Genomic DNA, 24295 nt, shown 5'->3' with positions numbered 1-24295 from the left:
ATTGGACGGCTTCGTGACCTACGCCGTCAAGGAACTGTTCCTGACGCTGCAGGGCGAAGGCGGCCAGACCGGTCGCCGCGCCGTCTTCTTGCGCTTTGCCGGCTGCAATCTGTGGACCGGGCGCGAACAGGATCGCGCCACCGCCGTCTGCACCTTTTGCGACACCGATTTCGTCGGTACGGATGGGGAAGGCGGCGGCAAATTCGCCTCCGCCGAAGCGCTCGCCGACGCGGCGGCGGCGGCCTGGGGCGAGGCTCCGGCGCATCGCCTTGTCGTCTGCACCGGCGGCGAGCCGCTGCTGCAACTCGACACGCCGCTGGTCGACGCGCTCCATGCGCGCGGCTTTTCGATCGCCATCGAAACCAACGGCACCCAGGTCCCGCCGCCGGGGATCGACTGGATCTGCGTCAGCCCCAAGGCCGATGCGCCGCTGCGGCTGACTCGCGGGCAGGAGTTGAAGCTGGTCTTTCCCCAGCCGCTGGCGATGCCCGATCGCTTCGAACAGCTCGATTTCGAGCACTTCTTTCTCCAGCCGATGGACGGGCCCGACCGCGAGGCCAATACGCAGGCAGCGATTGCCTGGGTGTTGGCGCACCCGCGCTGGCGGCTGGGGTTGCAGACCCACAAGATGACCGGGCTTCCTTAGGGGCTCACGTCCAATATTCGTATCCGGGTGCGAGCCCGGACGCCAAAGCCCGGCTTTCGCGCTGCCAAAACTTGCTGGCTGGCCGTTGCCGCCGCATCGCGCCAAATGACCCGGTGCAACGATCCGGGACGACCATGACGCCAGCATTCATCATCCTGACCGCGGCGCTCGCCGGGCTGGTCGCGCTGCCGGCGCTGGCGGCGCCCGCGACCCCCTATGGCCAATGGCGGGTCACGCTCGATCACCCCGGCGGTGCCTTGCCGTTCGGGCTGGAGGTTATCCCCGCCAAGCCGGGCAGCAAGGCCGGACCCACCGCCTATCTGCGCAACCCGCCTGAACGCCTGCGCGTCGAAAATGTCAGCGTCGATGGCGAAACGATCACCCTGGCGTTCCCGTCGTACAACAGCCGCCTGGTCCTCACCCATGACGCCAACGACCGGCTGACCGGCCGGGCCGAGGTCAAGCGCAGCACCGGTGCGGTGACGCTGGCTGCCACCGGCACGCGCGGCGGCTACCGCTTCACGCCGTCGCCGCAAAAGCCGGCGGCCGATCTGACCGGCAAATGGCTGGTCAGCTTCCAGGGCGCCAAGCCGGTCACCGGGCTGGCCCAGTTCAAGCAGGTCGGCAATCTCGTCAGCGGATCGGTGCAGTTGCCGAGCGGCGACACCCGCTATCTCGCCGGCGAGCTGGCCGGCAACAAATTGTCGCTGTCGACCTTCGACGGCAGCTATTCGGCGCTGTGGAATGCCGATCTGGCGGGCGGCGTGCTGACCGGCAAGCAATTCGCCGCCACCAGCACCGCCGGGAGCAGCTGGACGGCCAGGCGCGCCGGCGGCGCGAGCATCGAAGCCGTGGCGGTCGAAAAAAGCGCCGGCGAAAGGCTGGCCTTCCGCTTCCCGACCAGCGACGGCAAGCAGGTCAGCCTTGCCGACCCGCGCTACAAGGGCAAGGTCGTCGTCATCACCCTGGGCGGCGCCTGGTGCCCCAATTGCCATGACGAAGCGATCTTCATGGGCCCCTATGCGACGCGCCGTGCCCGGGAGGGCCTGGAGGTCATCGGCATGCAGTTCGAATATGGTGACGACAAGGCCCGTGCCTTCCGCCAGATGGACAGCTTCCAGGCGCGCTACAAGCTGCCCTATCCGCTCGTCCTTGCGGGCCAGCCGACGCCGGAATCGACCAAGGCGGCCCTGGGTGCGCTCGGCCCGGTCAAGGTCTACCCGTCGACGATCTTCATCGGCCGCGATGGCCGGGTGCGCGAGGTCCATGTCGGCTGGGCGGGCCCCGCCACCGGCGCGCTCAATGTGAAGGCCAAGCGCGACTTCGACGCGACAGTGACCAGGTTGTTGAAGGAACGCGCCTGACACGCGCCTGACACACGCCCGACGCCGGACTGTCACGCGATGCCGCTATGCAGCGACAACCGAAGCGAGCTGGGGCATCCGGTATGGCAGGCCATCCGTTGGCGCGTTCCCTGGAGGGTTTCGACCCGGGACACCCGCCGGCACCGCGCCTCCCGCCGCGTCGCAGCGCCGCCGACTGGCACAGCGACGATGCCGTAACCCCGCGCGGCAAGCTGAAGTTTCGCACCGTCTGGATCAGCGATACCCATCTCGGCACCGCCGGCTGCAATGCCGAGCTGCTCCATGACTTTCTCCATTCGATCAAGCCCGAGACGCTTTACCTCGTCGGCGACATCATCGATGGCTGGCGGCTGAAGCGCGGCTGGTACTGGCCGGCGCGGCACAACGACATCGTCCGGCGGGTCCTCAAGCTCGCCAACAAGGGCACCCGTGTCGTCTATATCCCCGGCAACCACGACGAGGCGGCGCGCGACTATGTCGGGCTGGAGTTCGGCGGCGTCGAGATCCTGGGCGAAGCAATCCACACCACCGTCGATGGCCGCCGCTTCCTCGTCCTGCACGGCGACGAGTTCGATGGTGTCGTGCTTTATGCCCGCTGGTTGGCGTTCCTCGGCGACGTCGGCTATTCGGTGCTGCTGCGCATGAACGTCTGGTTCAATGCCGCGCGGCGCCAGTTCGGCCTGCCCTATTGGTCGCTGTCCGCCTATATCAAGCACCGCGTGAAGAACGCCGTCGCCTTCATCTCGCATTACGAGGAAGTCGTCGCCCATGCAGCGCGCGAGCGCGGCGTCGATGGCGTCGTCTGCGGCCATATCCATTCCGCCGAAATCCGCGATTTCGACGGCATTCTCTACATGAACGACGGTGACTGGGTGGAAAGCTGCACCGCACTTGTCGAGCATCATGACGGCCGCATCGAGATCATCGACTGGGCCCGCCATACCGCGGCGCTGCAGCGCCAGGCCGCCCCCGCGGAGGACGCCGCCGTGCCCGTGCTGGAGCCGGTCTGATGCGCATTGCCGTCGTTTCGGATGCGTGGACGCCCCAGGTCAACGGGGTCGTCCGCACCCTGACAACCGTCATCGCCCTGGCGCGCGGCCGCGGGCACCGCGTGCTGACGGTGACGCCCGATCGCTTCCATTCCATGCCGATGCCCAACTATCCGGAAATTCGCCTGGCGCTGACCACGCAGCGCGCCATCGGCACGATGATCGGCGATTTTGCGCCCGACGCCATCCACATCGCCACCGAGGGCCCGCTCGGCTGGCTGGCGCGGCGCTGGTGTGTCGCGCGCGGCATCGCCTTCACGACCAGCTTCCACACGCGGTTTCCCGATTACATCGCGGCCCGCACCGGCCTGTCGCCGGCGCTGCTGTGGCGGCCGTTGGTGCGCTTCCATCGGCCGGCGCAGCATATTCTCGTCGCCACCCCGCGGCTGGCGGGCGAGCTGGCGGACAAGGGGCTGCACCAGACCCTGCCATGGACGCGCGGTGTCGATGCGGCGCTGTTCCACCCCGACCGGGAGGCGCACCCGGCGCTGGCCGACCTGCCGCGCCCAATCGCGCTGCACGTCGGCCGCGTCGCGGTTGAAAAGAATGTCGAGGCCTTTCTGGCGGCCGAGTGGCACGGCAGCAAGGTCGTCGTCGGCGATGGCCCGGCGCTCGATGCACTCCAGGCGCGCTTTCCGCAGGCGCATTTTCTCGGCAGCCTGCATGGCGAGGCGCTGGCGTCGACCTATGTCGGTGCCGATATCGTCGTCTTCCCCAGCCGCACCGACACCTTCGGCCTCGTCATCATCGAGGCGCTCGCCTGTGGCACACCCGTGGCGGGTTATCCGGTGCCGGGGCCGCTCGATATCCTGGGCGGCGACGGGTGCGGCACCGAAGGACCCGCAGCGCGCATCGGCGGCGTCGACGCCGACCTTGCCACGGCCATGCGCGCGGCATTGACGGCCGATCGGGCCGATTGTGCCCGTTATGGCGGACGGTTCAGCTGGGACCGTTCGTGCGACCAGTTCCTTTCTGCGCTGGCGCCGGTCGATCAGGGCGCCGTCGGACAAGCCGCCTAGCGTTGCTTGGGTCAGAAGCTCTGATCCGGCAATTGCAAAAGGATCGAGGAGTCAGACGGACATTCGCACCCGCGCGTCCATCGCCAGCTGCGTCCGGCTTTCAAGCCCCAGCTTGGCATAGACATTGTGCAGGTGCATCTTCACCGTGCCTTCGGAAATGCCGAGCGTGCCGGCGATGGCGCGGTTGCGCTGGCCGGTCGCGACCAGCCGCGCCACGTCGCGCTCGCGCCGTGTCAGCTGCCGGGCCTCGCTGTCGACCTGGCCGCGCTCCGCCACTTCCGCTGCGGCGCTGCGATCGATCCAGCGGCCGCCGGCGGCGACGGTGGCAACGCACTGCTGCAATGCGTCGGCGCTTTCTGTTTTCAACACCATCCCGGCAGCGCCGCGGTCGAGAACGGCGGCGATCGCGGGGTGCTGTGCCGTTGGCGCCAGCACCACGATCGGCAACGCCCATCCGCGGTCGCGCACCGCTGCGATCAGGTTCGGCATGTCGAGATCGGGCAAGTCGATGGCGATCATCGCCACATCGATTTCCCATTGCCCCAAGGCGGTCAGCACCGACATGCCATCGCCGGCCTCGGCAACGACATGGTGGCCCTGTTCGGCGAGCAGCGCCGACAGCCCGGCCCGCACCAGCGGCAAGTGATCGGCAACGAGCAACCGCGTCCGGGTTTCGGCGCAGCGCCTGGCGTCGGTCTGCCCGCTTTCCGGCGTTTCCGTGGTGCGTCCGTTCCAGCGCATCGCCCGATCCTCTCGCCGCTATTACGGTTGAACAGCCATGTCGGTTGCGTCGGCGCTTGTTGCTTTTCCTCCCGCCGCCTAAGCCTTGACCAGCGAGGGGAAGACGAGTGCCGGCTGTTTCAAGGGATTGCAGCGCCATGATCTGCGGGGGCGGACTCTGATGCCCCGCTGGCTGCGAATTCTCGTCGTCATCGGCGCGGTTCTTGCCACCCTGTTCGTCGGGTTGGCGAGCTGGGACAATCTGACCGCGCAGCCGTCGGTCGCCGATCCGGCGGTCCGGCGCGATGTCCGCATCGTCCGCGACCGCTGGGGTGTTCCCCATATCTTCGGCAAGACCGACGCCGATGTCGCCTATGGTCTCGCCATTGCCCATGCCGAGGACGATTTCCGCAATCTCGAGGAAGTCGTCGCCGCCGTGCGCGGCCGCGGCGGCGCCATCACCGGACAGGATGGCGCCAGCGTGGACTTTGCCGGCGGCCTGCTGGGTGCCAATGCCATCGCAGCGGCGCATTATGCCGACCTGTCACCGGACACGAGGCGGCTGCTGGCGGCCTATGCGCAAGGCCTCAACGAATATGCCGCCGGCCACCCAGGCGAAGCGCGGCTGCGCGGGCTGTTTCCCGTCAATGGCCAGGATATCGTCGCCGGCTTCATGCTCCGCGCCCCGTTCTTCTTCGGCCTCGATCGCCCGCTGGCGGCGCTGGTCGCGGGGGAACCGGTTCCGCGCGACTCCGGCCCGCCCGACGAACGCGGTTCCAACGGCTTCGCCGTCGCCGGGCGGCGTTCGGCCGATGGGGTGACGCGGCTCATCGTCAACTCACACCAACCCTGGGAAGGCGGCGTCAGCTGGTGGGAAGTCGTCGTCCATTCGGGCGAAGGCTGGGACTTTGCCGGCGCGCTGTTCCCTGGTGCGCCCTATCCGCTGCTGGGCCACAACAAGACCCTGGGCTGGACCAATACCGTCAACCGGCCCGACCTGATCGACACCTATTGGTTGACGGTCAACGCGGCCGGGACGCAATACCGGTTCGACGGCAAGTGGCTGCCGCTCGACAGCGAAACGCTCTGGCTGCGCGTCAAGCTGGGGCCGTTGACCCTGCCGATCCCGCGCAAGGTCTATCGGTCGGTCCATGGGCCGGTCGTCCGGAACGACAAGGGCTATTTTGCCATCCGCTACGCCGGCATCGGCGACGTCCGCCAGGTCGAGCAATATTACCGGCTCAACAAGGCGCGAAACCTCGACGAATGGCGGGAGGCGATGGCGATGCAGGCGGTGGCCGGCACCAACTTCGTCTATGCCGACGCGGCGGGGCATATCGGCATGTTCTACAACGCTCGCTTCCCGCGCCGTGCATCGGGGTACGACTGGAAGGGCGTGCTGCCCGGCGATACATCGAAGACCCTGTGGACCGACTATCATCCCTGGGCCGACGACCCGATGACGGTCGATCCGGCCGCCGGCTGGGTCGCCAACAGCAACAACACGCCTTTCCTGTCGACGGCCCCCGCCGACGAACAGGCGCGCGGTGATTTCCCGCCCGAAATGGGCATCGAAACCTATGTCACCAACCGGGCGCGGCGATACCAGGCGTTGTTCGCTGCGCTGGGCGACGCGAAGATTTCGCGCGACGACCTGCTGCGCATCAAGTTCGACAAGGGCTATGACAAGGCCGGTTGGGCCGGGGACTGGTACCGCGCAGTCATGGCGCTCGACACGTCGCAGGCGCCTGACCTCGCGGCGGCGCAAAAGCTGATAGCCACTTGGGACTGGACGCTCGATTGCAAGGGCAATGCCGATACGCTGGTCACCGCCGCCTTCGCCCAGGCCGCGCGCTATGCCTATCAGAACAAGCCGCGGCCCGACACCGCGGCGGCGCTGCGCGAGGCCGTCGACCTGCTGGAGCGCCATTATGGCCGGATCGACGTGCCGCTGGGTGACTTCCAGCGGCTTCGGCACGGCAAGGTCGACCTGCCGGTCTGTGGCGGGCCCGAGGCGCTGCGCGCGATCATCGGCACCACCGGCGCCGACGGCCGGCGTGTCGCCAACAATGGCGACGGCTTCATCATGTTGATCGAATGGGCACCTGACGGCCAAGTGTCGTCGCGAAGCGTGCACCAGTTCGGTGCGGCGACGGTGCGGCCGCAATCGCCGCATTATGCCGACCAGTCACCGCTGTTCGTGGCGGAACGCTGGAAGACGGTGCCGTTCGATGCCAGCGCCGTCCAGATCGCCGGCGACGCACCCCCCGGCTAGGCCAGCCTTGCCAGTGCCCGCGAGCTTGTTACGGTGTCGATGGCTGGGCCGAATGGGGTGGAAATGACACGACTTGCCGTGGGACTGCTGCTGACGATGGCGTCGCCAGCCATTGCCGCCGATATTCCGGCACTGGCAGCGGCCTATGGCGCGCGGCCGACGGCATATGGGTTGCAGATGTCTCCCAGCGGCAACAAGATCCTCTACTACACGCCGGCCGGCACGCAGGGGCTGGCGGTGGTCGTTGCGGACATCGAGGCCGGCACGACGAAGATCATCCTGTCGTCCACCAAGTCAACGGCGGAGCCTTATGGCTGCGGCTGGAAAAGCGAAGATCGCATCATCTGCCGGGTACATTACATTACCGAGGCACTGGCGACGCAACTGGCGTTCAGCCGCGCCATTTCGCTGGCGGCGGACGGGTCTTCGCGGGTCATGCTCGGACAGCGTGACAGCGACAAGAGCGTCAGCCTCGACCAGGCCGGGGCAAGGGTGATCGACTGGCTGCCCGATGACCCGACCCATGTTCTGATGCGCGTCAACATGGCCGAACAAGTGTCGACGGGCAGCAACATCACCGGGCGCCAAGGCGGTGTTTCGGTGCAGCTGGTGGATGTGAACAGCGGACGAATGACCTCCGTCGAGCGCGCCAAACCGCTCGTGCGGGACTATGCGTCGGATAACCGTGGCCATGTGCGCTACATGGAAACCGGCGATGCGGCCAACAGTGGACAACTGCGCGACCGCGCTGTGTACATGATGCGTGCAAAGGGCAGCGACGAATGGAAGCGTGTCGCTGAAGGCAATCTGAGCGGGCTGTCGACCTGGGATTTCGCAGGGTTCGATGAGAGCGGCGACGGTTACTTCACGCTGCGCGACAAGGATAGGCGCAAGGCGCTGTTCCGCGATTCGGTTGAGCCGGGGATGGCCGGCGGGCTGGTATTCGCCGACCCGAAGGTCGATGTTGATGGCGTCTTGCGTATCGGCAAGTATCAACGACCGGTCGCAGCCTATTACACCACGGATTCGACCCAGTATAAGTATTTCGATGCGACGCTGGAAAAGCGGAGCCGGGCGTTGTCGGCGGCGCTGCCGGGAAAGCCGCCGGTCGATATTCTCGATGAGAATTGGGATGGCACGCGCAACCTGCTCTATGCCGGCGGCGATACCGAGCCCGGCCAATATTATCGCTACGACGTGCCATCGCGCAAACTTTCGCCGCTGCTGCCGGTGCGGCCGGAACTGGCGAACCTGGTGCAGGGCGTGCAGACGGCAGTGCGCTACGCGGCCGCAGATGGCGCCGAGGTGCCTGCGTTCCTGACCATGCCGGCGGGAACGGCAGCTGCGACCACCGGCCGCCACCCGGTGATCATCATGCCGCACGGTGGCCCCGGCGCGCGGGACGCGCTTGGGTTCGACTGGGTGGCGCAATATTTCGCCCAGCTTGGCTATGTCGTGCTGCAACCCAATTTTCGCGGCTCCACCGGCTATGGCAGCGAATGGTATGCCCAGAACGGCTTCAAGAGCTGGTCGACCGCAATGGCCGATATCAACGCCGGCGCGCGCTGGCTGGCGCAGCAGCGGATCGGCGACCCGCAACGCATGGCGATTTTCGGCTGGAGTTACGGCGGCTATGCGGCGCTACAGGCCAGTATCGTCGATTCTGGGCTTTACAAGGCGGTGGTCGCCGTGGCGCCGGTGACTGACCTCGCGCTGCTGAAGCGCGACGCCATGCAATATACCAATGGCAGTATCACGGCCGCCTATGTCGGCGAAGGGCCCCATGTGAGCGCCGGGTCGCCGGCGCAGAACGCCGCCCGGATCGGCGCGCCGGTGCTGATCTTTCACGGGGACAAGGACCTCAACGTCGATATCGCGCAAAGCCGGGTCATGGATGCGGCGCTCGCCCGTGCCGGCAAGCGCCACGAGCTGGTCGTGTACCCGGGCCTCGCGCACAGCCTGGACGACAGCGCGGCACGGACCGACATGCTGTCCCGCAGCGCCCGCTGGATCGGCGACTTGATGCCGCCGTCTTGAGTGCGATGGGCCCTCGATGATGCTATTGCCATCCTATGCGTGACACTGTCGCAATCCGTCTTCGCCAACGCTATGACAGCCTGACGGTGTCGGAACGGATGATTGCCGGTTGGCTGCTCGACAATCTGCATGCGGTGCCGTTCGAGACCGCGGCGTCGATCGGGGCGCGGGTCGGTGTCTCGGCGATGACTGTCGGCCGGTTGCTCAAGTCACTGGGCTATGCCGGCATGGCGGCGTTGAAGGACGATCTGCGCGACGATCTTCAGGCCGAACATGGCGAGGCGCCGTGGCTGCTGGCGCCGACAGTCGGCGCCGATGCGCGGCTGAAGGCCGAAACTGCCGCCATTGCCGATGTTTATGCCCGTGCCGAAACGCCGGAATGGGCGGCGGTGGTGGCGCTGCTGGCCAGCGCTGGCAGCGTGCTGGTGGCGGGGTTCCAGACCGAACGCGGGCTGGCAGCAGGCTTTGCCCATCACCTCGGCTATGTCCGGCCTGCGGTGCGCAGCCTCGACGCCGGCACGGGGCTGTACGCCGAGCTGGATGAGGCGACCGCCGCCGATGTGCTCGTCCTGGTCGATCTTCGGCGCTATTCGCGGCATTTTCGCCTGCTTGCCGAGGCTGCGGTGGCGCGCGGCGTGCCGCTGGTCGTCGTCACCGACCCCTATTGCCCCTGGGCGCGTGACCTGACGCCGCATATCCTTACCGCCGAAGTCGCGTTGGGCCACTTCTGGGACATGAATACGGCGCTGGCGGCGCTGCTCAACCTGCTTGTCGACGATGTCGTCCGTGTCATCGGTGCCGAGCGCGTGCATGCCCGGCTGGCGACGCTGTCCGACAATTACGATCGCTACGTCGGCTTTCAACCGCGCGGGCGGTGATCGCCGGCCGGGTCAGGGCAGCGTCGCTGCATTCGCCGGCGAGAACAGCGCCTGCGACGGCCAGTCCCCCGGCAGGGCGGCGGTCACGGCCAGGGGATGCGCTTCGTCATAGGGCAGGGTGATCGATCGGGCATGGAGCCGCATCGGCCCCTTGCCGTCGCCATAGACCGGATCGCCCATGATCGGATGGCCCAGTGACGCCGCGTGGACGCGGAGCTGGTGCGTGCGCCCGGTTTCAGGGCGGAATTCAATCAGCCGCGCGGCGCGATCGATGACGCGCCAGTGCGTCACGGCGCGCTTGCCGCGCTTGTCGATTACCATCCGCCAACCGGCTTCGGCGCTCGAGATCTTCAGCAGCGGCGCATCGACTGTCCCGGCATCGGATTCGGGAAGCGTGTCGAGCACGGCCCAATAAACCTTGCCGATCGCGCCGGCTTCGAACAGGGCCGCCACCCGTCGCACCGCCTTGGGGTGGCGCGCCAGCACCAGGCAGCCCGAGGTGTCGCGGTCGAGCCGGTGGGCGATCACGGGCAGCCGGTGGTTGCCGAAGGCGAGGATGGGCAGGAAATCTTCCAGGCTGTCGGGCGTGCGCGGGCCGGGGTGGACCGCCAGCCCGGCCGGCTTGTCGATAAGCAGCACATGGGTGTCGCGGTACAGCAGCGCGAACTTCACGCCGTCGATCGGCATCGGGAACTGGTCGGCAGTGGGGCTCATCTTTCGGTCATAGGCCAAAAGTCGGGGGCAGGTGTTAAATTCTGCGATCCGCCGCCGCTTATTGGCTCACGGCGCCCCGCGACCCTCGCGGAGGCCGGGGAACCGAAGCGGGAGTTACGATCATGACGGTTATCAACACCAATTTGTCTGCCCTCACGGCCCAGTCGGGCCAGCGCGTCGCCCAGAACAGCCTGGCAACAGCAATGGAGCGGCTGTCGACCGGACTGCGCATCAATTCGGCCAAGGACGATGCCGCCGGCCTCGCCATCTCGCAGCGCATGACGTCGGATGTCCGCGGCCTCGCCGTTGCCATCCGCAATGCCAATGACGGGATGAGCCTGGCGCAGACGGCCGAAACCGCCATGGGCGAGGTCACCAACATGCTGCAGCGCATGCGCGAACTCGCCGTCCAGGCGAGCAACGGCACCGTCACCGGCGACGATCGCAAGGCGCTGCAGGCCGAAGTCAAGCAGCTGACCGGCGAGATCGACAGCATCGGCGCGCGCACCAACTTCAACGGCATCAAGCTGCTCGATGGTTCGGCCAAGAAGCTGTTGCTGCAGACCGGCAGCCGCGCCGGCGAGACCGTCACCTTCGCCATCGGGTCGACCCGCGCCAGCGATCTGGGCACCGGCCGCACCGCCGCGCTGACGGCGACCGGCAGCTATGAGGCGACGGCGTCCAACCTGACCGCCAACCAGATGCTCAATTCCGGCGACCTTGTCATCAACGGCGTCACCATCGGGTCGAGCTCGGGCGACGACGACAATGTCTCCTCGTCGGACAAGGCCTCGTCGGCGCTTGCCAAGGCGGCCGCGATCAATCGCGCCAGCAGCGAGACCGGCGTGCGGGCCGTCGTCGGCAAGACCACGATGACCGGCACCGCGATGACGGCGGCGGCGCTGACGGGCACGGTCACGATCAACGGGGTGACCACGGATTCGATCACCACCACCACCAATGCCGCGCAAAGCCGCAAGGCCGTCGCCGACGCCATCAACGCCATCAGCGGCCAGACCGGCGTGCGCGCCATTGACACCGGCGACGACAATGCCGGGCTGCGGCTGGAAGCCGCCGACGGCCGCAACATCGTCACCAGCGTGACGACATTGACCGCAGCGGCGACCGGCGTGAAGGTCGGCGGCCAGTCGGGCACTTATTCGCTGGTCTCGGAAAACGGCAATCCGATCGAGATCGGCACCACCGGCTCCGGGCGGCTCAGCCGCTCCGGCCTTGCTGCCGGCACCTTCGAGCGCGGAGTCTCGACGGTATCGAGCGACGTTCGCGCCGTTGCCACCACCGCCGCGACAGCGCGCACGCTCAACAACGGCGATGTGTCGATCAATGGCGTCGCCATCCGCGCCGGCGCCAGCGAGGATGACACTTTCTCCGACGACACGGCGGCATCGTCGAAAAAGGCGGGCAGCGCGATCGCCATCGCCAACGCCATCAACGCCGCAAGCGACCAGACCGGCGTCACCGCCAAGGCCAATGCGCTGACCATCGACGGCGCGACGACGACCGTGATCGGCACCAGTGCCACGGCGACGCTGGTAATCAACGGGGTCAGCATGGATATCGCGCTCGACCAGAACGACAGCGCCCAGGCGACGCGCGCCAACGTCGCCAAGGAAATCAACAAATACAGCGGGCTGACCGGGGTGGAGGCGACGGACAATGGCCGTGGCGGCCTGTCGCTGACGGCGGCGGACGGCCGCAACGTCAGTGCCTGGCTCGACAGTGGCGAAGCGACTGCGGCAAACTTTGGCTTGGGCGGTGCCACCATCAACGGCACCAACACCAGCTACACGGTGCTGGGGGTTGCCGACACCACCGACATTTCGGGGGACAGCGTCCAGACCGCCTATGCGACGGTGCGGCTCGAATCGGCCAAGACGATCAATGTCGCGGCCGGCAGCCTCGCCTATGGCACGGCCTCCAACTTCGGCAGCCTCGGCTTTGAAGAAAACAGCTATGGCACCGATGCCGGCGGGTTGAAGGTCAAGGACATCGACGTGTCGACGCAGGAAGGCGCCACCGCCGCGCTGGCGTCGATCGATGAAGCGCTGGGGTCGGTCAGCCTCGACCGTGCCAATCTCGGTGCCGTCCAGAACCGGCTGGAAGCGACGGTCAACAATCTGACGTCGAACTCGACCAATCTGGTCGCGTCGCGGTCGCGCATCGTCGATGCCGATTTCTCGGCCGAAACCACCAACCTCGCCAAGGCGCAGGTGCTCGGGCAGGCGGCGCAGGCGATGCTGGCGCAGGCCAACCAGTCGCAACAGCAGGTGATGTCGCTGCTGCGGTAAGTTCGGGGAGGGCCGGATGCGAACAAGGGCGGTGCCGCGCGGCACCGCCCTTTTTTCCGTACGTCACAAAGATGGACGCGCCCGCCCCGGCTTGCTATCGCCGCGCCAACGGATCGGTGGCCGAGTGGTCGAAGGCGCACGCCTGGAAAGTGTGTAGGGGTCCAAAGCTCCTCCAGGGTTCGAATCCCTGCCGATCCGCCATTGGCTTGCAGGGGTGCATCACCCGGCGTGCGAGCGATCGGGCGGCAATCCGCCCGTGGCTGCGCCGGCGCGCGGGCGGCTTCGATAGGCATCGATGCTGATGGCGCCGAACGTTGTACGGGTCGCCGGGCGATCCGAACCGAGCGCCGCTGCCAGATAATCATGCGGGTCGAACAGATCCGCGCGGCGCGATACGGTCCAGATGACCGGGGCGCGGCGCGTGCGACCCTCGCGCAGCAGGGCGGTCACATCGCTTTCGATCAATCCCGGCACCCCCACACCGCCGGACGGATAGGGGTTGGGCAGCGCCAGTGCCGGAAACGGCGCCGGCAGCGGCCGAATGTGGAGACGCGGGTTTGCCTGTCCGAGATAATAGCCGAGCGGCAAGGCGGCCTCGTTGGGCTGTGCGACGATGAGGTCATCCGCACCGACATTGTCGGCGAGGAAATGCGCTGCCCCCCGCCAATCCTCCAACATCGGCCGGGCGAAGAAAGCTGCGGTGCCGAGGCCGAACATGGCCAGCGCCGCCGTGCCTGCCACGAGCGGCCGGCGCGGCGCGACGGCACACAGGCCGATGCTGAGCAGCACCAGAAAGGGAAGGGTGATCGGCAGCATCGTCCGCATCAGGAACACCGGGGCGACCGTCATGCTGACGACAAGCGACGTCACGAACGGGACGACCCACAGCGTCACCAGAACGATCGCCGCGCCGCGATCGACCCGAAACAGCCTGACGGCACCGAAGCCGGCAACACCGATCGCGGCGAGGGTCAGAAATTCGCCCAGGTGACGATATTCGGCGACCTCCACGCCGAAGAGCCGGACGATCGCAAGGCGCGTCGTCCAGGCCGTCGGCGCCGTCAACCAGCTGCTTGACGACCAGTCGCCCGCGCGCTGCGAAAGCGAGAGGACAATGGGCGCATAAAGGATCGCCACGATTGCCAGAACGGCGATGAGCCTGCCCAGGGCCATCGGTTTGCGATCGCCCGTTGCCCAGCCGATCCCGAGACCGAGCGCCAGCGCGAAGATGTAGAAGGTCCCGACCGCGTGCAGCCAGCTGGTCAGCACCATGCCCGTCGCGAGGCAAACCCAACCCGTCATGCGGCGCGCGTCCCGAACCGTCTCCAGGGCCCCGAACAGGGCGATCGCGACGGCGAGGTAGAACAGGCTATAGGGCCGTGCCTGCACGGCAAACTCGATCTGGAGCGCACTCACTGCGAAGATGCAGGCGGCGATGACGGGGCTCGGTCGATAAACGGCGCCCAAATTGGCGATTGCGCTCCGCGTGGACAGATAGACGAACGGCATCGCCAGAAGCCCGGCAAGCAACGAGAGACTGCGCAGTGCCGCCTCGCCGGTCCCGAAGGCCATGATCCAGTAATGGAGCAATGTGTAATAAAAGGGCGGATGCGGTTCGAACGTCGGCAACACCGTCCACAGATAGGGTATCGACTGGCTTGCAAACCAGACGCTGTAAGCCTCGTCCGTCCACAAGGGCAGGGCATTGACCCGGATCAACCGTAGGATGACGGCGACAACGACGGCCGATAAGATCGCGGCCCCCAGCCAACCCGGCGCCAGCGGCGCAGCACCCTGCTTTGGATGGGACATTTCAGGATTGGCGTGCATGCGAACCGGCTACCCCCGTTGCCGTGGTCGTTAACGAATCTTAACGAAGCCATCCGACGAGGGCAAGGCTGGTGGGGTCAGGTGCTTCGCGGGATCATCTGGCAAGCTCGCTCGCCAGGGTGCGCAGCGCCGGCACGATGCGATCGACTTCGGCCGGGGTGGTGAACAGCGACGGCGTGACGCGCACGCACGCGCCATCGGACAAGCCGGACCGATAGACCGTCATGATCCCGAACCGGTCGAGCAATGCGTCGGTGATGGCGATATTGTCGGCAACGCTGGTGCGCCCGCGGATGCGGAACGACGTCGTGGCGCCATGCAGCCGCACATCGTCGGGCAGCAGGATCTCCAGCCCGTCCTGCCCACGCAGCGGCGCGACCCAGCGGTTGCGCAGATATTGCAGCCGCGCCAGCTTGGCCGGATTGCCGATCGTCCGCTGGAAATCGAGCGCCGCCGGCACGGTCAGCTGCGCTGCATAATCGACCGTGCCCTGGTGGACCCGTGCTTCGACCGAGGTGACGGGTGCATTGGGCTCGGCCGGGGAGGGGGCGATGGCATCGGTGTGCCCCTTGCGGATCCAGATGCCTGCCACGCCGACCGGCGCGCCCACCCATTTGTGAAAGTTCATGCCGACGAAATCGGCGCCGAAGTCGGGCAGCTTGAAATCGAACTGGTAAAAGCTCTGCGCCGCGTCGACGATGACCTGGGCACCCCTGGCGCGCGCCAGCGGGACGATCGCGGCGACGGGCAGTACCAGCCCGGCGCGGTGGCTCATATGAGTCAGCAGAACGAGTTTGAGTTTGGGCGTGGCGGCGATGGCCGCGGCATAGGCGGCGATGACATTGTCATGCGTGACGGACCGCGGTAGCCGGATCTTCACCGCCTCGGCACCGCGGCTGCGCGCCAGCGAGACCATGGCGCCCTGCGTCGATTCATAATCGGTGTCGGAATAGAGAATGCGGTCACCGGGGCCGACGTCGCGGAACTGGCTGATCAGCGCCGACAAGCCTTCGGCGGCGTTGCGGCAGAAGGCCATTTCCTCGGGTTCGACGCCCATCGCCGCCGCGGCGCGCTCCCGCGCCGCCGCCTGGTCCTTGACCATGGCCCGCCTGGCATACCAGCTGTTGTCGCGATTGAGCTTTTCAAGGATGGCGCGGTGGGCCCCCTGCACCGGCGTCGCCATGCTGCCCCAATAGGCATTTTCCAGCTGGGTGATGGCGCGCGTGACCGGATATTGCGCGGCGATCCGCGCCCAGCCGGCCTCGTCATCGGCGGCCAATGGCGGCGTCGCCGCCGCCCGGACCGGCACGACCGCGGCAGCAGTCAGGCCGGCTGCGCCGATCATCGCCGCACGGCGTGAAACACCCTTGTCGTTGTCCGTCACCATCACCCCCGATTGCAGTCGAGCCGGCTGCGTGCCGACGCTAGAGGACCGGGGGACGGACGCAAAGGCCGATCGTTACGGTTTTGCCCGCGTGTAGCGTGCCACCTGGCGTTCTTTCACTTGCGCACCGTAGATGACCCCGTCGCCGTCGACGGCGATGCCTTCGGCGCCGCTGGTGGCGCCTTTGTCGGGATCGGGCTCGGGATCGGGGATGAAGGCGGTGACCTTGCCATCGCGGACGCTGCCGATACGGATGCCGCGCTTCCAGCGGGGATTATAGCCGTAGCCGACCGGGGTGCGGCTTTCGGAATCGGCGGAATAGAGAATGTCGTTGCGGTCGATGGCGATGCCGCTCGGCCGGCCGAAGCCGGTCCAGGCATCGATGAATTTGCCGTCCTGGGTGAAGATCGAGACGCGGTTGTTCCAGCGGTCGGCAACGAACAGCCGGCCCTTGCTGTCGATCGCCAGCGCGTGCGGCACCTCGATCTGGCCGCGATCCTTGCCGGGCGTGCCGAATTCACCAAGATAGCGTCCGTCGGGCGCGAACTTCACGATTCGGGCGATGCCCTTGTAGGGGGTATGGCCATCGGCGACGAAGATCGTGCCGTCCTTTGCCGTGACGACAGCATTGGGCTCGGTAAAGCTGTTGCCGCGGGTGCCGGCGACGCCCCTGGTGCCAAGTGCCAGCAGCAGCTTGCCGTCAGGGCTGAACTTGAGGACCTGGCCACCGGCGCCATTGGCGATACGGGCGTCGGTAAGCCAGATATTGTCCTGCGGATCGATGTAGAAGCCGTGCGGGAAGACGGTCAGGCCGCCGCCGAAGTCCCGGATGAAGTTGCCGTCGCGGTCGAACACCATGATCGGGTTGACCGCCGAACCGGCGCAGCTGTTGGCGCCGCAGCGCTCCGCCACCCAGACCTGCCCCTTGCTGTCGACGGCGACGGCGCTTGTCGACCCCATTGTGCGACCGGCCGGCAGCTTGAAGAACCCCGTGTCGGCGGTGAAGCCATTGGGATAGGTGTTCGGGTCGGGCACCATCGGTCCGGGCGGCGGCAATTTGTCGACCGTATAAGTGGACGGTCCGCTTGCTTGCCGGGCGCCGGCCGGAGCCAGGGCGGCCGCGGCCAGGCCAGCCAGCAGCGCTGCGATCATTCGTGTCATTCCAGTCCCCCAAGGTCGCGGTTGGCCCGCGTCATTTGCCTGATTGTGCCGCCGCCGGTTTTTGCGCCTGGATGCCGATGGTCGCCAGCACCTCCGTGCGCCTGTCGAGCGGGGTGGAGCCTGCCGGAAAGCCGTTGGATTTGAGCAGGAACGCCACGACATCGGCATATTGGTCGCGCGTCAGCGTGCCGGGGTCGTTCTGCGGCATCGTCGTGCGGACGCGCTCGAACAGGTCGCCGACCGACAATTGGTCATAGTGCGAGACGAACTCGCCGCCGGTCAGCGCCGGCGCCTCGCCGGTGCCACCCAGCGTCACGCCATGGCAGGCGGCGCACCGCTGGGTATATTGCGCCTGGCCACGATCGGCCTGTTCGGGGGCATAAATCCCCTCCCACACCGATTTGGTTGTCGCCTGGGCGTGCAGCGCACCCGCCGACAAAGCGACGGCAGCAACAGCGGCTAGGTTACGCATCAGCACAGGCGACACTCCCATTCATTACTGGCCTATTTGGTATTGGGCAGCGTGTAGGCGACATATTCGCCCGAACTGGTGCCGCCGCTGGTGGCAACGACGACATATTGCTTGCCGTTGACCGAATAGGTCATCGGTGAACCGCTTTGCGGACCGGGCATGAATACCGCCCCCATTTCCTTGCCGGTCTTCTTGTCATAGGCGCGCAACATGGCGCCGCGCGGCCGATCGGGCGTCGTCGTGACCTGGTTTTCGCCGGCGATGACCAGAGTCTTGGTGACCAGGGTGCCGATCTGATAGGTCGATTGGCCGGTGCGCGGAATGGTCATGCCCTTCAGTGCCGGGTTGTTGCGGACGAAATCGGGCGTTTCGCCATGGGCGACCTGCCATTTGATCTCTCCCTTGTTGACGTCGATCGCATTGATCGCGCCATAGGGCGGCTTGACCAGCGGCAGGCCGTCGACGGCGAGCCGCGGGATGTTCGCGCCGCCGCCGGCAGCGGGCGGCGGCGCCGGGCTGTCGGCGCCGGCACCCTCGCCGGGCCCGCGGATCATCGACACCGGCTGTCCGTCGACACCGACGACGAAATCGAGATTGGTCATCCCCCTGGGCCCCGGCTGCAGGCCGGTGGACGATATGCAGGCGCCACAGGCATAGACATAGGCGACGCCGGTTTCCGGATCAAACGACCCGCCCGGCCAGTTGGTGCCGCCCTGTGCCCAATTGTTGATGACGCCGAGCTTGTCCTTGGTGCTGACGATCGGCGGCGTATAAACGCCGCCGAGCTGGTAGCGCTTGACGACCTCCCTGGCCTTGGCGCGCAGTTCCGGGGTGAAGTCGATCAGGTCGTTTTCGCTGAAGCCGTTGCGGGCATAGGCGACAGGCCTGGTCGGGATCGGCTGGGTCGGCGAATACCATTCGCCCGGCACATTGCCCTGCATCACCTTGACTTCGTTGATCGGCCACACCGGTTTGCCGGTGGCGCGATCGAAGACGTAGAAAAAGCCCTGTTTCGACGGCACGCCGACGACCTTGCGCGGCTTGCCACCCACCGTGACGTCCATCAGCAACGGTGCCGAGCTGTTGTCGAGATCCCAGATTTCGTGGTGGATCAGCTGATAATGCCATTTGCGCTGGCCGGTGGTCAGGTCGACCGCGACAAGGCTGTTGCCGAACAGGCCGGGCCCCGGACGCTGGCCGCCGAAAAAGTCCGATGTCGGGGACTCGACGTTCAGATAGGCCAGGTTGAGGTCGGGATCGATCGACACCTGCGTCCAAACACCGGCGTTGCCGGTAACATCGGCGCTGTTGTTGAGCCAGGTGTCATAGCCGAACTCGCCCGGCTTCGGGATGGTGTGGAAGGTCCACAGCCGCTTGCCGGTGCGCACGTCGAAGGCGCGGACATAACCCTTTGTGTTGTTGTGGTTGACGGGTGTGAAACCTTCGCGAAAGGCGGCGCCGATGATGATCGTGTTGCCCGAAATCGCGGGCGCCGAATGGACACCGGCTTCACCGGTTTCCAGGTCCTTGATCTCCTGGTCCCAGTTCTTCTTCAGGTCGACGATGCCGTTCTCCCCGAATTCGGGGTCCGGCTGGCCGGTATCGGCGTCGAGGCTGACAAGACGATAGCCGATGGTGGTGTAGAGGATCCGGCGCTTGTTGCCGTCGCTCCAGTAGGACAGCCCGCGCCCTGACAGCGCGCGCGGGCTTTCGGCGCTGCGCTTGCCTTCATGCAGGCTGAACGACCACAGGAGTTCGCCGGTGACGGCGTTCAGCGCCACGACGGCGCGGCGGGTGCCGGCAGTGGCGTAGACAATCCCGTCGACGGCGAGCGGCGTGCCCTCCAGCTTATATTCCGGCCGGCTGCCGAACATGTCGGTCTTGAACCGCCAGGCGATTTCCAGGTCCTTGAAATTGTCGGCGTTGACCTGGTCGAGCGGCAGATAGCGGCTGCCGGCCAGATCGGCGTTGTAGGTCGGCCAGTTGACGGTGTTGGCACCGGTCTTGCGCACGACGGCGGTGCCGTTGAGCTGGGCGAGCGCACTGGTCCCTGCCAGCAACGCCGGCAGCGCTGCCAGCACCAGAAAATTGCGTGTCTGCATCATCTCGGAAAGTCCCTCTGGACATCATTTGCGGCAATGGTCGGCAGGGTCGCAGCCCGTCGTCATCCCATTGCGTTGACCTTGGCGAGCGCCGCCTTGAGCGAGGCGCGCTGGGCATCGGTCAATTGGGGCATCGGCGTGCGGGTGAACATTTCCGGTCCGCCCATTTCCTGCGACAGGATGAACTTCATCGTCGCATAGGTGTTCGCGCCCAGATTGGCGTCGCGCATCGTGCGCTGCGCCGTCCGCAATTTGGCCAGTTCCGCCTTCCAGTCGCCGCCGGCATGAAACGCCTTGAAGATATTGGCGCATTTCGCGCTGAACTGGTTGCCGTCGGCAAGGATCGTGCCCATGCCGTTGTTGAGGGCGACTTCGAGATTGTTGTTGGTTCCGCACCGCATGTTGAGCTCGGGAAAGGCGGCAACGAACCTGGCATAGCCTTCGGGTGACCCCGAGGAATCCTTGATGCCGGCGAGGTTGTTATAGCCTTTCAGATTGTTGAGCAGATCGATGGTGATCGAAACCTCGCTGGTGCCGGGGATGTGGTAGAGGTTGATCGGGATCGACACGGCGTCGAACAGGCGCTTGTAATAGTCGGTCAGCCCTTCGAGCGGCGGTTCGTTGAAGTAGAAGGGCGGGATGACGAGCAGGCCGTCGGCGCCGTTGTCCTGCGCGTGCCTGGCAAGCTCCGTCGTTTCGATGATGTTGGTGGTGCCGGGGCCGACGATGATGTTCATGCCGTTGCGATGCTTGAGCACGGTTTCGGCAATGAAGCGGCGTTCCTTCAGCGAGAAGGACGGAAATTCGCCCGAGGTGCCGAGGACGACGACGCCATCGGCGCCGCATTTCTTGTGCCACGCCATGATGTCGGCCATGGCGCCGGGGTCGAAATCGCCCCTCCTGTTGCAGGGCGTCACCGACGCCACCCAATAAAGCGTCTTTTTGGCGCTGCCGAGTTTGGGCGCGGCCTGTACGGCGTTGGCCCCCATCAGTCCGGCGGCGGCCAGGCCGCCAAACAATCCGAGCGCGTCCCTGCGCGTGGTCTCGATCATGGTCTCTCCCCTTTTTTGGCGCCGGCCGATCAGAATTTTACGCGGACCCCACCGCGGTATTGCCGACCTAGCGCGTCGTAGATGATGCCCGAAATCGGGGTAAAGTAATAGGATGTCTGCCCCTGGGTCGGCGAAGCCGCGACATTCGGCGGGGCCTGGTTGAGCAGATTGTCGACGGTGGCGAAGACCTGGATGGTGTCGTTGATCTGGTACGAACCGCGCAGGTCGACATAGGCGATCGGCGGCACCCGATTGTTGTCGACGTCCTTCGCCGTCCAGTTCGACACCAGCCTGGCAGCACCGATGAAGCGCGTCTGCGCCGTCGCCGACAGCCCGTCCTGGTTATAGGTGGCGCTGAAGGTGGCGCGCGCCTTGGGAAAGCCGGTGCCGCCCGGGTTGTCCGGCCCGATGGCCCCATCGAGGACATAGGTGTTGCCCAGCTGTTCCTGGCGCAACTGGAGGATATAGTTGCCGAGCAGCCGCATCTGCAGGCTGCCGGCAAACAGCGGCATCGTATAATCGGCCTGGTAATCGATGCCGGAGGTTTTCAGGCTGGCGATGTTTTCCGGAAAGGTGTTGATCTGGCTGAGCAGCGGCTGGCCGTTGGAACCGATGGGCCCGGCAAAGACCAGCTGGCTGCAGAAGATCGTCTCCCCGGCGTTGCAACGCGACAGGACCTCGTTGGAACCGACGCTGACGATCGCGCCGCTGAGGTTGATGTTGTAGTAATCGACCGAGATGTTGAACCGCGACGCCGGGCGCAGCACGACGCCGGCGGAATAGGTCCGGGCCACTTCGGGTTGCAGATCGGCATTGCCCGACGCGAAGGTGAAGATCGACACATTGGTGCCGGTGCCGGGCGAGATCGCCGAGCTCAACGTCGAAAGGCCGGTGCTGAACAACTCGTTGAGGTTCGGCGCCCGGATATCGCGCGAAACGGTGCCGCGAATACGGATCGCCTCGTTGATGTCGGCGGTGCCGCCCAGTTTCCATGTCGTCACCGATCCGCTGGTCGAATAATCGGTGACCCGGATGGCGCCGTTGAAGTTGAGCGCGTCGATGAAGCTGTCCTTGATCAGCGGCACATCGACTTCGGCAAAGGCTTCCTTGACGTTGTAGCGGCCGGCGAAGGACGGGAAATTGGCGACCGAATAGAGGCGGGCCTGGGCGCCCGGATCGTTGGTGATCGTGCCCTTTTCGCTGCGCGCCTCCGCCCCGACCGCCAGCGCGATGTTGCCGGCCGGCAGGCCGAAGGGCAAAGTCCCCTGCAGCGACACGGCGCCGACATTCTGCGCGAGCACCTGGCGCTGGAAATTCTGCCCCGGCGCGACGTTGATGTAGCGGATCGCGGCTTGCGATGCGACGCCGGTGCCCAGGATGTTGAGCGGTGCGCACGCCGGGTCGTCGTTGGCGGCATTGGCATCGGCGTTTACACGGCAGACGATCTGCCCTGCCGAATTGCGCACCGCGTCGACCGCCTTGTTGAAATTGCCGACGATGGCGTTCGATTCCGTCTGCTGGAAAACGGTGACTTCGCCGCGCTGGAAATAGGCGTTGTACGACCAGCCGCTGCCGAGATCGCCATCGAGGCTGATGACACCGCGCTTCAGCGTCCGGTCGGTTGTTGCCACCGGCACGCCGACGCTGTTGGTGACAAAATTGTCGTAGGACAGGGTGTCGGCGGTGGCGTTGTTGATGTTGGTGGTGCCGACGTTGATCCCGGTCAGCCCCGATGCCACCATCTGCGACCCGACCGCATCGGGCAGATAGGGGTTGTCGACCCGGATCAGTGGTGCCTGCGCGCCGATGCGGATGAACGGCACCGAATTGTTGCGCGAGAAGGTGGTGCCGTAATTGCCCTGCACCGACACCTTCAGCCAATCGGCGAAATCATAGCTCAGCAGGCCGAAGACCGATGTGGTGCGATAGCGGATGGCGAGATTGTTGAGCGAAGCCTGCAGGGTTTCGGCGTTGGCGGCCACCTGGCCCGAGACATTGGTGATCGGGAAGGCCGCCAGCTGGCCGTTGGCGCCGGTAAACTGCTGGTTGAGCAAGGCCCCGGGCGAGGCCGAGCCGCCGGCCGGGCAGGCGCCCGTTGCGGTGATCGCAGCGCGGCAGCCGCCGACGATCAGGCCGCCGGTGGTGGCCCCGGACAGGTTGACATTGTCGGCATGGATCAGCCGCGGCTCGTTGTTCGACGCTGTATAGGCCGGGTTGTTGACCAGCTGGGTGTAGCGGTTCCAGCTGCGCTGGTTGGCAAAGACATTGCTCGGCGCGTCGAAGAAATTGCCCGCCACGATGATGCGGCCGCGGTCGTCGTTGAAGCCCTTGCCGATCGCCAGCTGCGCCCGATAGTTGAAGCGGTCGAATTCGGACGTGTCGCCGGCTTCGATGCTGCCGCGCACGCCGTCGAACTGCTTGTTGAGCACCAGGTTGACGACGCCCGACACGGCGTCCGATCCCCAGGCCGCCGATGCACCGGCGGTGACGACGTCGATGCGCTGGACCAGCGCCGTGGGGATGGTGCCGATGTCGATCTGTCCGGTGACATTCGATTGCACCACGCGCTGCCCGTCGAACAGGACCAGGGTGCGCGTCACCCCCAGGTTGCGCAGGTTGACGGTATCCAGCCCGGTGACGCCGGCGACGATGTTGCCGGCACCCGAGGTGTTGTTGGGCGACGAGGACGCCCCCACCGCCGGAAGTTCGCGGATCGTGTCGCCGATGGTGGCGCGGGCGTCGCGCTGGATGATCTCTTCCCCCACGACCGTGACGGGTGTCGGCGCGGTATAGCCAGCGGCAGCGATGCGGGAGCCGGTGATGACGATGGCGTCATCGACCGCGGGTGCATCGGCCTGCGCTGAAGCTGTCGAGGTCGGTGTGGTTGCCGGATCGGCCGGCGCCGGCCCCGGAGTCTGGGCCATGGCGGCCATGGGTGTCAGAAAGGTCGTGACGAGCGCGAGTCGTGACACGGTGGCGCGTGTGGCGCGATGCAGCATGGTTTTCCCCCCAAAGATCTACAGACTTCTTTTGCGCGGCGGACCGTCTTTGCGGCCCGTCCGGCGCTGTCCTGTTGGCGTGTGTGATGGGCGGGGCTGTCGGGTGTGTTACACCGGCAGCGGCCGTCCCTGCGTGTCTTGACTGGTCTCGATAAAGCCCCCCGGCGAATCAACTGACGTCATCAGATTTGCATGTCGTCACGCGGTTTTGATTGCAGTGTTGCAATATTCAGCGGCCAATCTGACGCTAAAGTGCAATGAAGATCGGGGCGTGCCGAGCGGCC

16 protein-coding genes, 1 tRNA gene and 2 pseudogenes are annotated in these 24295 nt (G+C 66.1%); 10 read left to right on the top strand and 9 right to left on the bottom strand.

Annotated elements, in window-relative coordinates; genetic code table 11:
* Positions 1-13: 13 nt before the first annotated feature.
* The 4 genes from queE (at position 14) to GGQ62_RS05140 (ending at position 4078) form a co-directional block, all read left to right on the top strand.
* Positions 14-646: a 7-carboxy-7-deazaguanine synthase gene (gene queE / locus GGQ62_RS05155; RefSeq protein ID WP_152576183.1), complete on the top strand. Its 633-nt coding sequence runs from the start codon at positions 14-16 to the stop codon at positions 644-646.
* Between the two features lie 134 nt (positions 647-780).
* Positions 781-2010, top strand: coding sequence for a peroxiredoxin family protein (locus GGQ62_RS05150; protein WP_152576184.1), 1230 nt, complete (start codon positions 781-783; stop codon positions 2008-2010).
* A gap of 83 nt (positions 2011-2093) precedes the next feature.
* Positions 2094-3020, top strand: a complete 927-nt coding sequence (locus GGQ62_RS05145; protein ID WP_152576185.1) for a UDP-2,3-diacylglucosamine diphosphatase — start codon at positions 2094-2096, stop codon at positions 3018-3020.
* A complete protein-coding gene (locus GGQ62_RS05140) occupies positions 3020-4078 on the top strand; it encodes a glycosyltransferase family 4 protein (RefSeq protein WP_152576186.1) in 1059 nt (352 codons plus the stop codon). The genes GGQ62_RS05145 and GGQ62_RS05140 overlap by 1 nt, the downstream gene beginning before the upstream one ends.
* 51 nt (positions 4079-4129) lie before the next feature.
* Here the strand turns inward: GGQ62_RS05140 and GGQ62_RS05135 are convergent, their stop codons facing one another.
* On the bottom strand, positions 4130-4819 hold the full coding sequence (locus GGQ62_RS05135; protein ID WP_152576187.1) for a LuxR C-terminal-related transcriptional regulator: 690 nt from the start codon (positions 4817-4819) through the stop codon (positions 4130-4132).
* A 160-nt stretch (positions 4820-4979) separates the two neighbouring features.
* Between GGQ62_RS05135 and GGQ62_RS05130 the strand changes: the two genes are divergently transcribed.
* The 3 genes from GGQ62_RS05130 to GGQ62_RS05120 all read left to right on the top strand — a co-directional run bounded on the left by GGQ62_RS05130 (position 4980) and on the right by GGQ62_RS05120 (position 9988).
* A complete protein-coding gene (locus GGQ62_RS05130) occupies positions 4980-7073 on the top strand; it encodes a penicillin acylase family protein (RefSeq protein WP_152576188.1) in 2094 nt (697 codons plus the stop codon).
* 63 nt (positions 7074-7136) lie between these two features.
* Positions 7137-9110 (top strand): alpha/beta hydrolase family protein, encoded by a 1974-nt coding sequence (locus tag GGQ62_RS05125; RefSeq protein ID WP_167649484.1) that lies wholly within the window; start codon positions 7137-7139, stop codon positions 9108-9110.
* A 35-nt stretch (positions 9111-9145) separates the two neighbouring features.
* Complete coding sequence (locus tag GGQ62_RS05120; protein ID WP_152576190.1) at positions 9146-9988, top strand: MurR/RpiR family transcriptional regulator; 843 nt, start codon at positions 9146-9148, stop codon at positions 9986-9988.
* A gap of 12 nt (positions 9989-10000) precedes the next feature.
* Here GGQ62_RS05120 and GGQ62_RS05115 read toward each other — a convergent pair whose 3' ends face one another.
* On the bottom strand, positions 10001-10675 hold the full coding sequence (locus GGQ62_RS05115) for an RluA family pseudouridine synthase (RefSeq protein WP_152577010.1): 675 nt from the start codon (positions 10673-10675) through the stop codon (positions 10001-10003).
* A 149-nt stretch (positions 10676-10824) separates the two neighbouring features.
* On the opposite strand from GGQ62_RS05115, the pseudogene GGQ62_RS16065 reads away from it, so the two are divergent.
* The 3 genes and pseudogenes from GGQ62_RS16065 to GGQ62_RS05105 form a co-directional block, all read left to right on the top strand.
* A pseudogene (locus GGQ62_RS16065) lies at positions 10825-11235 on the top strand (flagellin N-terminal helical domain-containing protein); the annotation flags it as partial.
* Between the two features lie 1506 nt (positions 11236-12741).
* Positions 12742-13011: pseudogene (locus GGQ62_RS16300) on the top strand (flagellin); the annotation flags it as partial.
* 110 nt (positions 13012-13121) lie between these two features.
* Positions 13122-13212: transfer RNA gene (locus GGQ62_RS05105), tRNA-Ser, on the top strand.
* Positions 13213-13230: 18 nt separating this feature from the next.
* Here GGQ62_RS05105 and GGQ62_RS05100 read toward each other — a convergent pair.
* The 7 genes from GGQ62_RS05100 to GGQ62_RS05070 all read right to left on the bottom strand — a co-directional run bounded on the left by GGQ62_RS05100 (position 13231) and on the right by GGQ62_RS05070 (position 24011).
* Complete coding sequence (locus tag GGQ62_RS05100) at positions 13231-14823, bottom strand: glycosyltransferase family 39 protein (RefSeq protein WP_152576192.1); 1593 nt, start codon at positions 14821-14823, stop codon at positions 13231-13233.
* A 112-nt stretch (positions 14824-14935) separates the two neighbouring features.
* The gene (locus tag GGQ62_RS05095) at positions 14936-16228 is read right to left on the bottom strand and encodes an aminotransferase class V-fold PLP-dependent enzyme (RefSeq protein WP_152576193.1); all 1293 of its coding nucleotides are present in this window, start codon (positions 16226-16228) and stop codon (positions 14936-14938) included.
* Positions 16229-16300: 72 nt separating this feature from the next.
* Positions 16301-17386, bottom strand: a complete 1086-nt coding sequence (locus tag GGQ62_RS05090; protein WP_152576194.1) for a peptidyl-alpha-hydroxyglycine alpha-amidating lyase family protein — start codon at positions 17384-17386, stop codon at positions 16301-16303.
* 31 nt (positions 17387-17417) lie between these two features.
* Positions 17418-17858 carry a c-type cytochrome gene (locus tag GGQ62_RS05085; RefSeq protein WP_152577011.1) on the bottom strand — a complete coding sequence of 147 codons (441 nt, stop codon included), beginning with the start codon at positions 17856-17858 and terminating at the stop codon, positions 17418-17420.
* A 32-nt stretch (positions 17859-17890) separates the two neighbouring features.
* Positions 17891-19963 carry an outer membrane protein assembly factor BamB family protein gene (locus GGQ62_RS05080; protein ID WP_243445949.1) on the bottom strand — a complete coding sequence of 691 codons (2073 nt, stop codon included), beginning with the start codon at positions 19961-19963 and terminating at the stop codon, positions 17891-17893.
* Between the two features lie 59 nt (positions 19964-20022).
* Positions 20023-21012: a dihydrodipicolinate synthase family protein gene (locus GGQ62_RS05075; protein WP_152576195.1), complete on the bottom strand. Its 990-nt coding sequence runs from the start codon at positions 21010-21012 to the stop codon at positions 20023-20025.
* Between the two features lie 29 nt (positions 21013-21041).
* Positions 21042-24011, bottom strand: coding sequence for a TonB-dependent receptor domain-containing protein (locus GGQ62_RS05070; protein WP_152576196.1), 2970 nt, complete (start codon positions 24009-24011; stop codon positions 21042-21044).
* Positions 24012-24295 lie beyond the last annotated feature (284 nt).

It is taken from the genome of Polymorphobacter fuscus (assembly GCF_011927825.1).
Lineage (GTDB): Bacteria > Pseudomonadota > Alphaproteobacteria > Sphingomonadales > Sphingomonadaceae > Sandarakinorhabdus > Sandarakinorhabdus fusca.
This window is presented reverse-complemented; position numbering and strand designations above follow the sequence as displayed.

Coding starts and splice junctions, on each gene's coding strand:
- GGQ62_RS05150 (WP_152576184.1), top strand. CDS start 781: ATGACGCCAGCATTCATCATCCTGACCGCGGCGCTCGCCGGGCTGGTC.
- GGQ62_RS05145 (WP_152576185.1), top strand. CDS start 2,094: ATGGCAGGCCATCCGTTGGCGCGTTCCCTGGAGGGTTTCGACCCGGGA.
- GGQ62_RS05140 (WP_152576186.1), top strand. CDS start 3,020: ATGCGCATTGCCGTCGTTTCGGATGCGTGGACGCCCCAGGTCAACGGG.
- GGQ62_RS05135 (WP_152576187.1), bottom strand. CDS start 4,819: ATGCGCTGGAACGGACGCACCACGGAAACGCCGGAAAGCGGGCAGACC.
- GGQ62_RS05130 (WP_152576188.1), top strand. CDS start 4,980: ATGCCCCGCTGGCTGCGAATTCTCGTCGTCATCGGCGCGGTTCTTGCC.
- GGQ62_RS05125 (WP_167649484.1), top strand. CDS start 7,137: ATGACACGACTTGCCGTGGGACTGCTGCTGACGATGGCGTCGCCAGCC.
- GGQ62_RS05120 (WP_152576190.1), top strand. CDS start 9,146: ATGCGTGACACTGTCGCAATCCGTCTTCGCCAACGCTATGACAGCCTG.
- GGQ62_RS05115 (WP_152577010.1), bottom strand. CDS start 10,675: ATGCCGATCGACGGCGTGAAGTTCGCGCTGCTGTACCGCGACACCCAT.
- GGQ62_RS05100 (WP_152576192.1), bottom strand. CDS start 14,823: ATGTCCCATCCAAAGCAGGGTGCTGCGCCGCTGGCGCCGGGTTGGCTG.
- GGQ62_RS05095 (WP_152576193.1), bottom strand. CDS start 16,228: ATGGTGACGGACAACGACAAGGGTGTTTCACGCCGTGCGGCGATGATC.
- GGQ62_RS05090 (WP_152576194.1), bottom strand. CDS start 17,386: ATGACACGAATGATCGCAGCGCTGCTGGCTGGCCTGGCCGCGGCCGCC.
- GGQ62_RS05085 (WP_152577011.1), bottom strand. CDS start 17,858: ATGCGTAACCTAGCCGCTGTTGCTGCCGTCGCTTTGTCGGCGGGTGCG.
- GGQ62_RS05080 (WP_243445949.1), bottom strand. CDS start 19,963: ATGATGCAGACACGCAATTTTCTGGTGCTGGCAGCGCTGCCGGCGTTG.
- GGQ62_RS05075 (WP_152576195.1), bottom strand. CDS start 21,012: ATGATCGAGACCACGCGCAGGGACGCGCTCGGATTGTTTGGCGGCCTG.
- GGQ62_RS05070 (WP_152576196.1), bottom strand. CDS start 24,011: ATGCTGCATCGCGCCACACGCGCCACCGTGTCACGACTCGCGCTCGTC.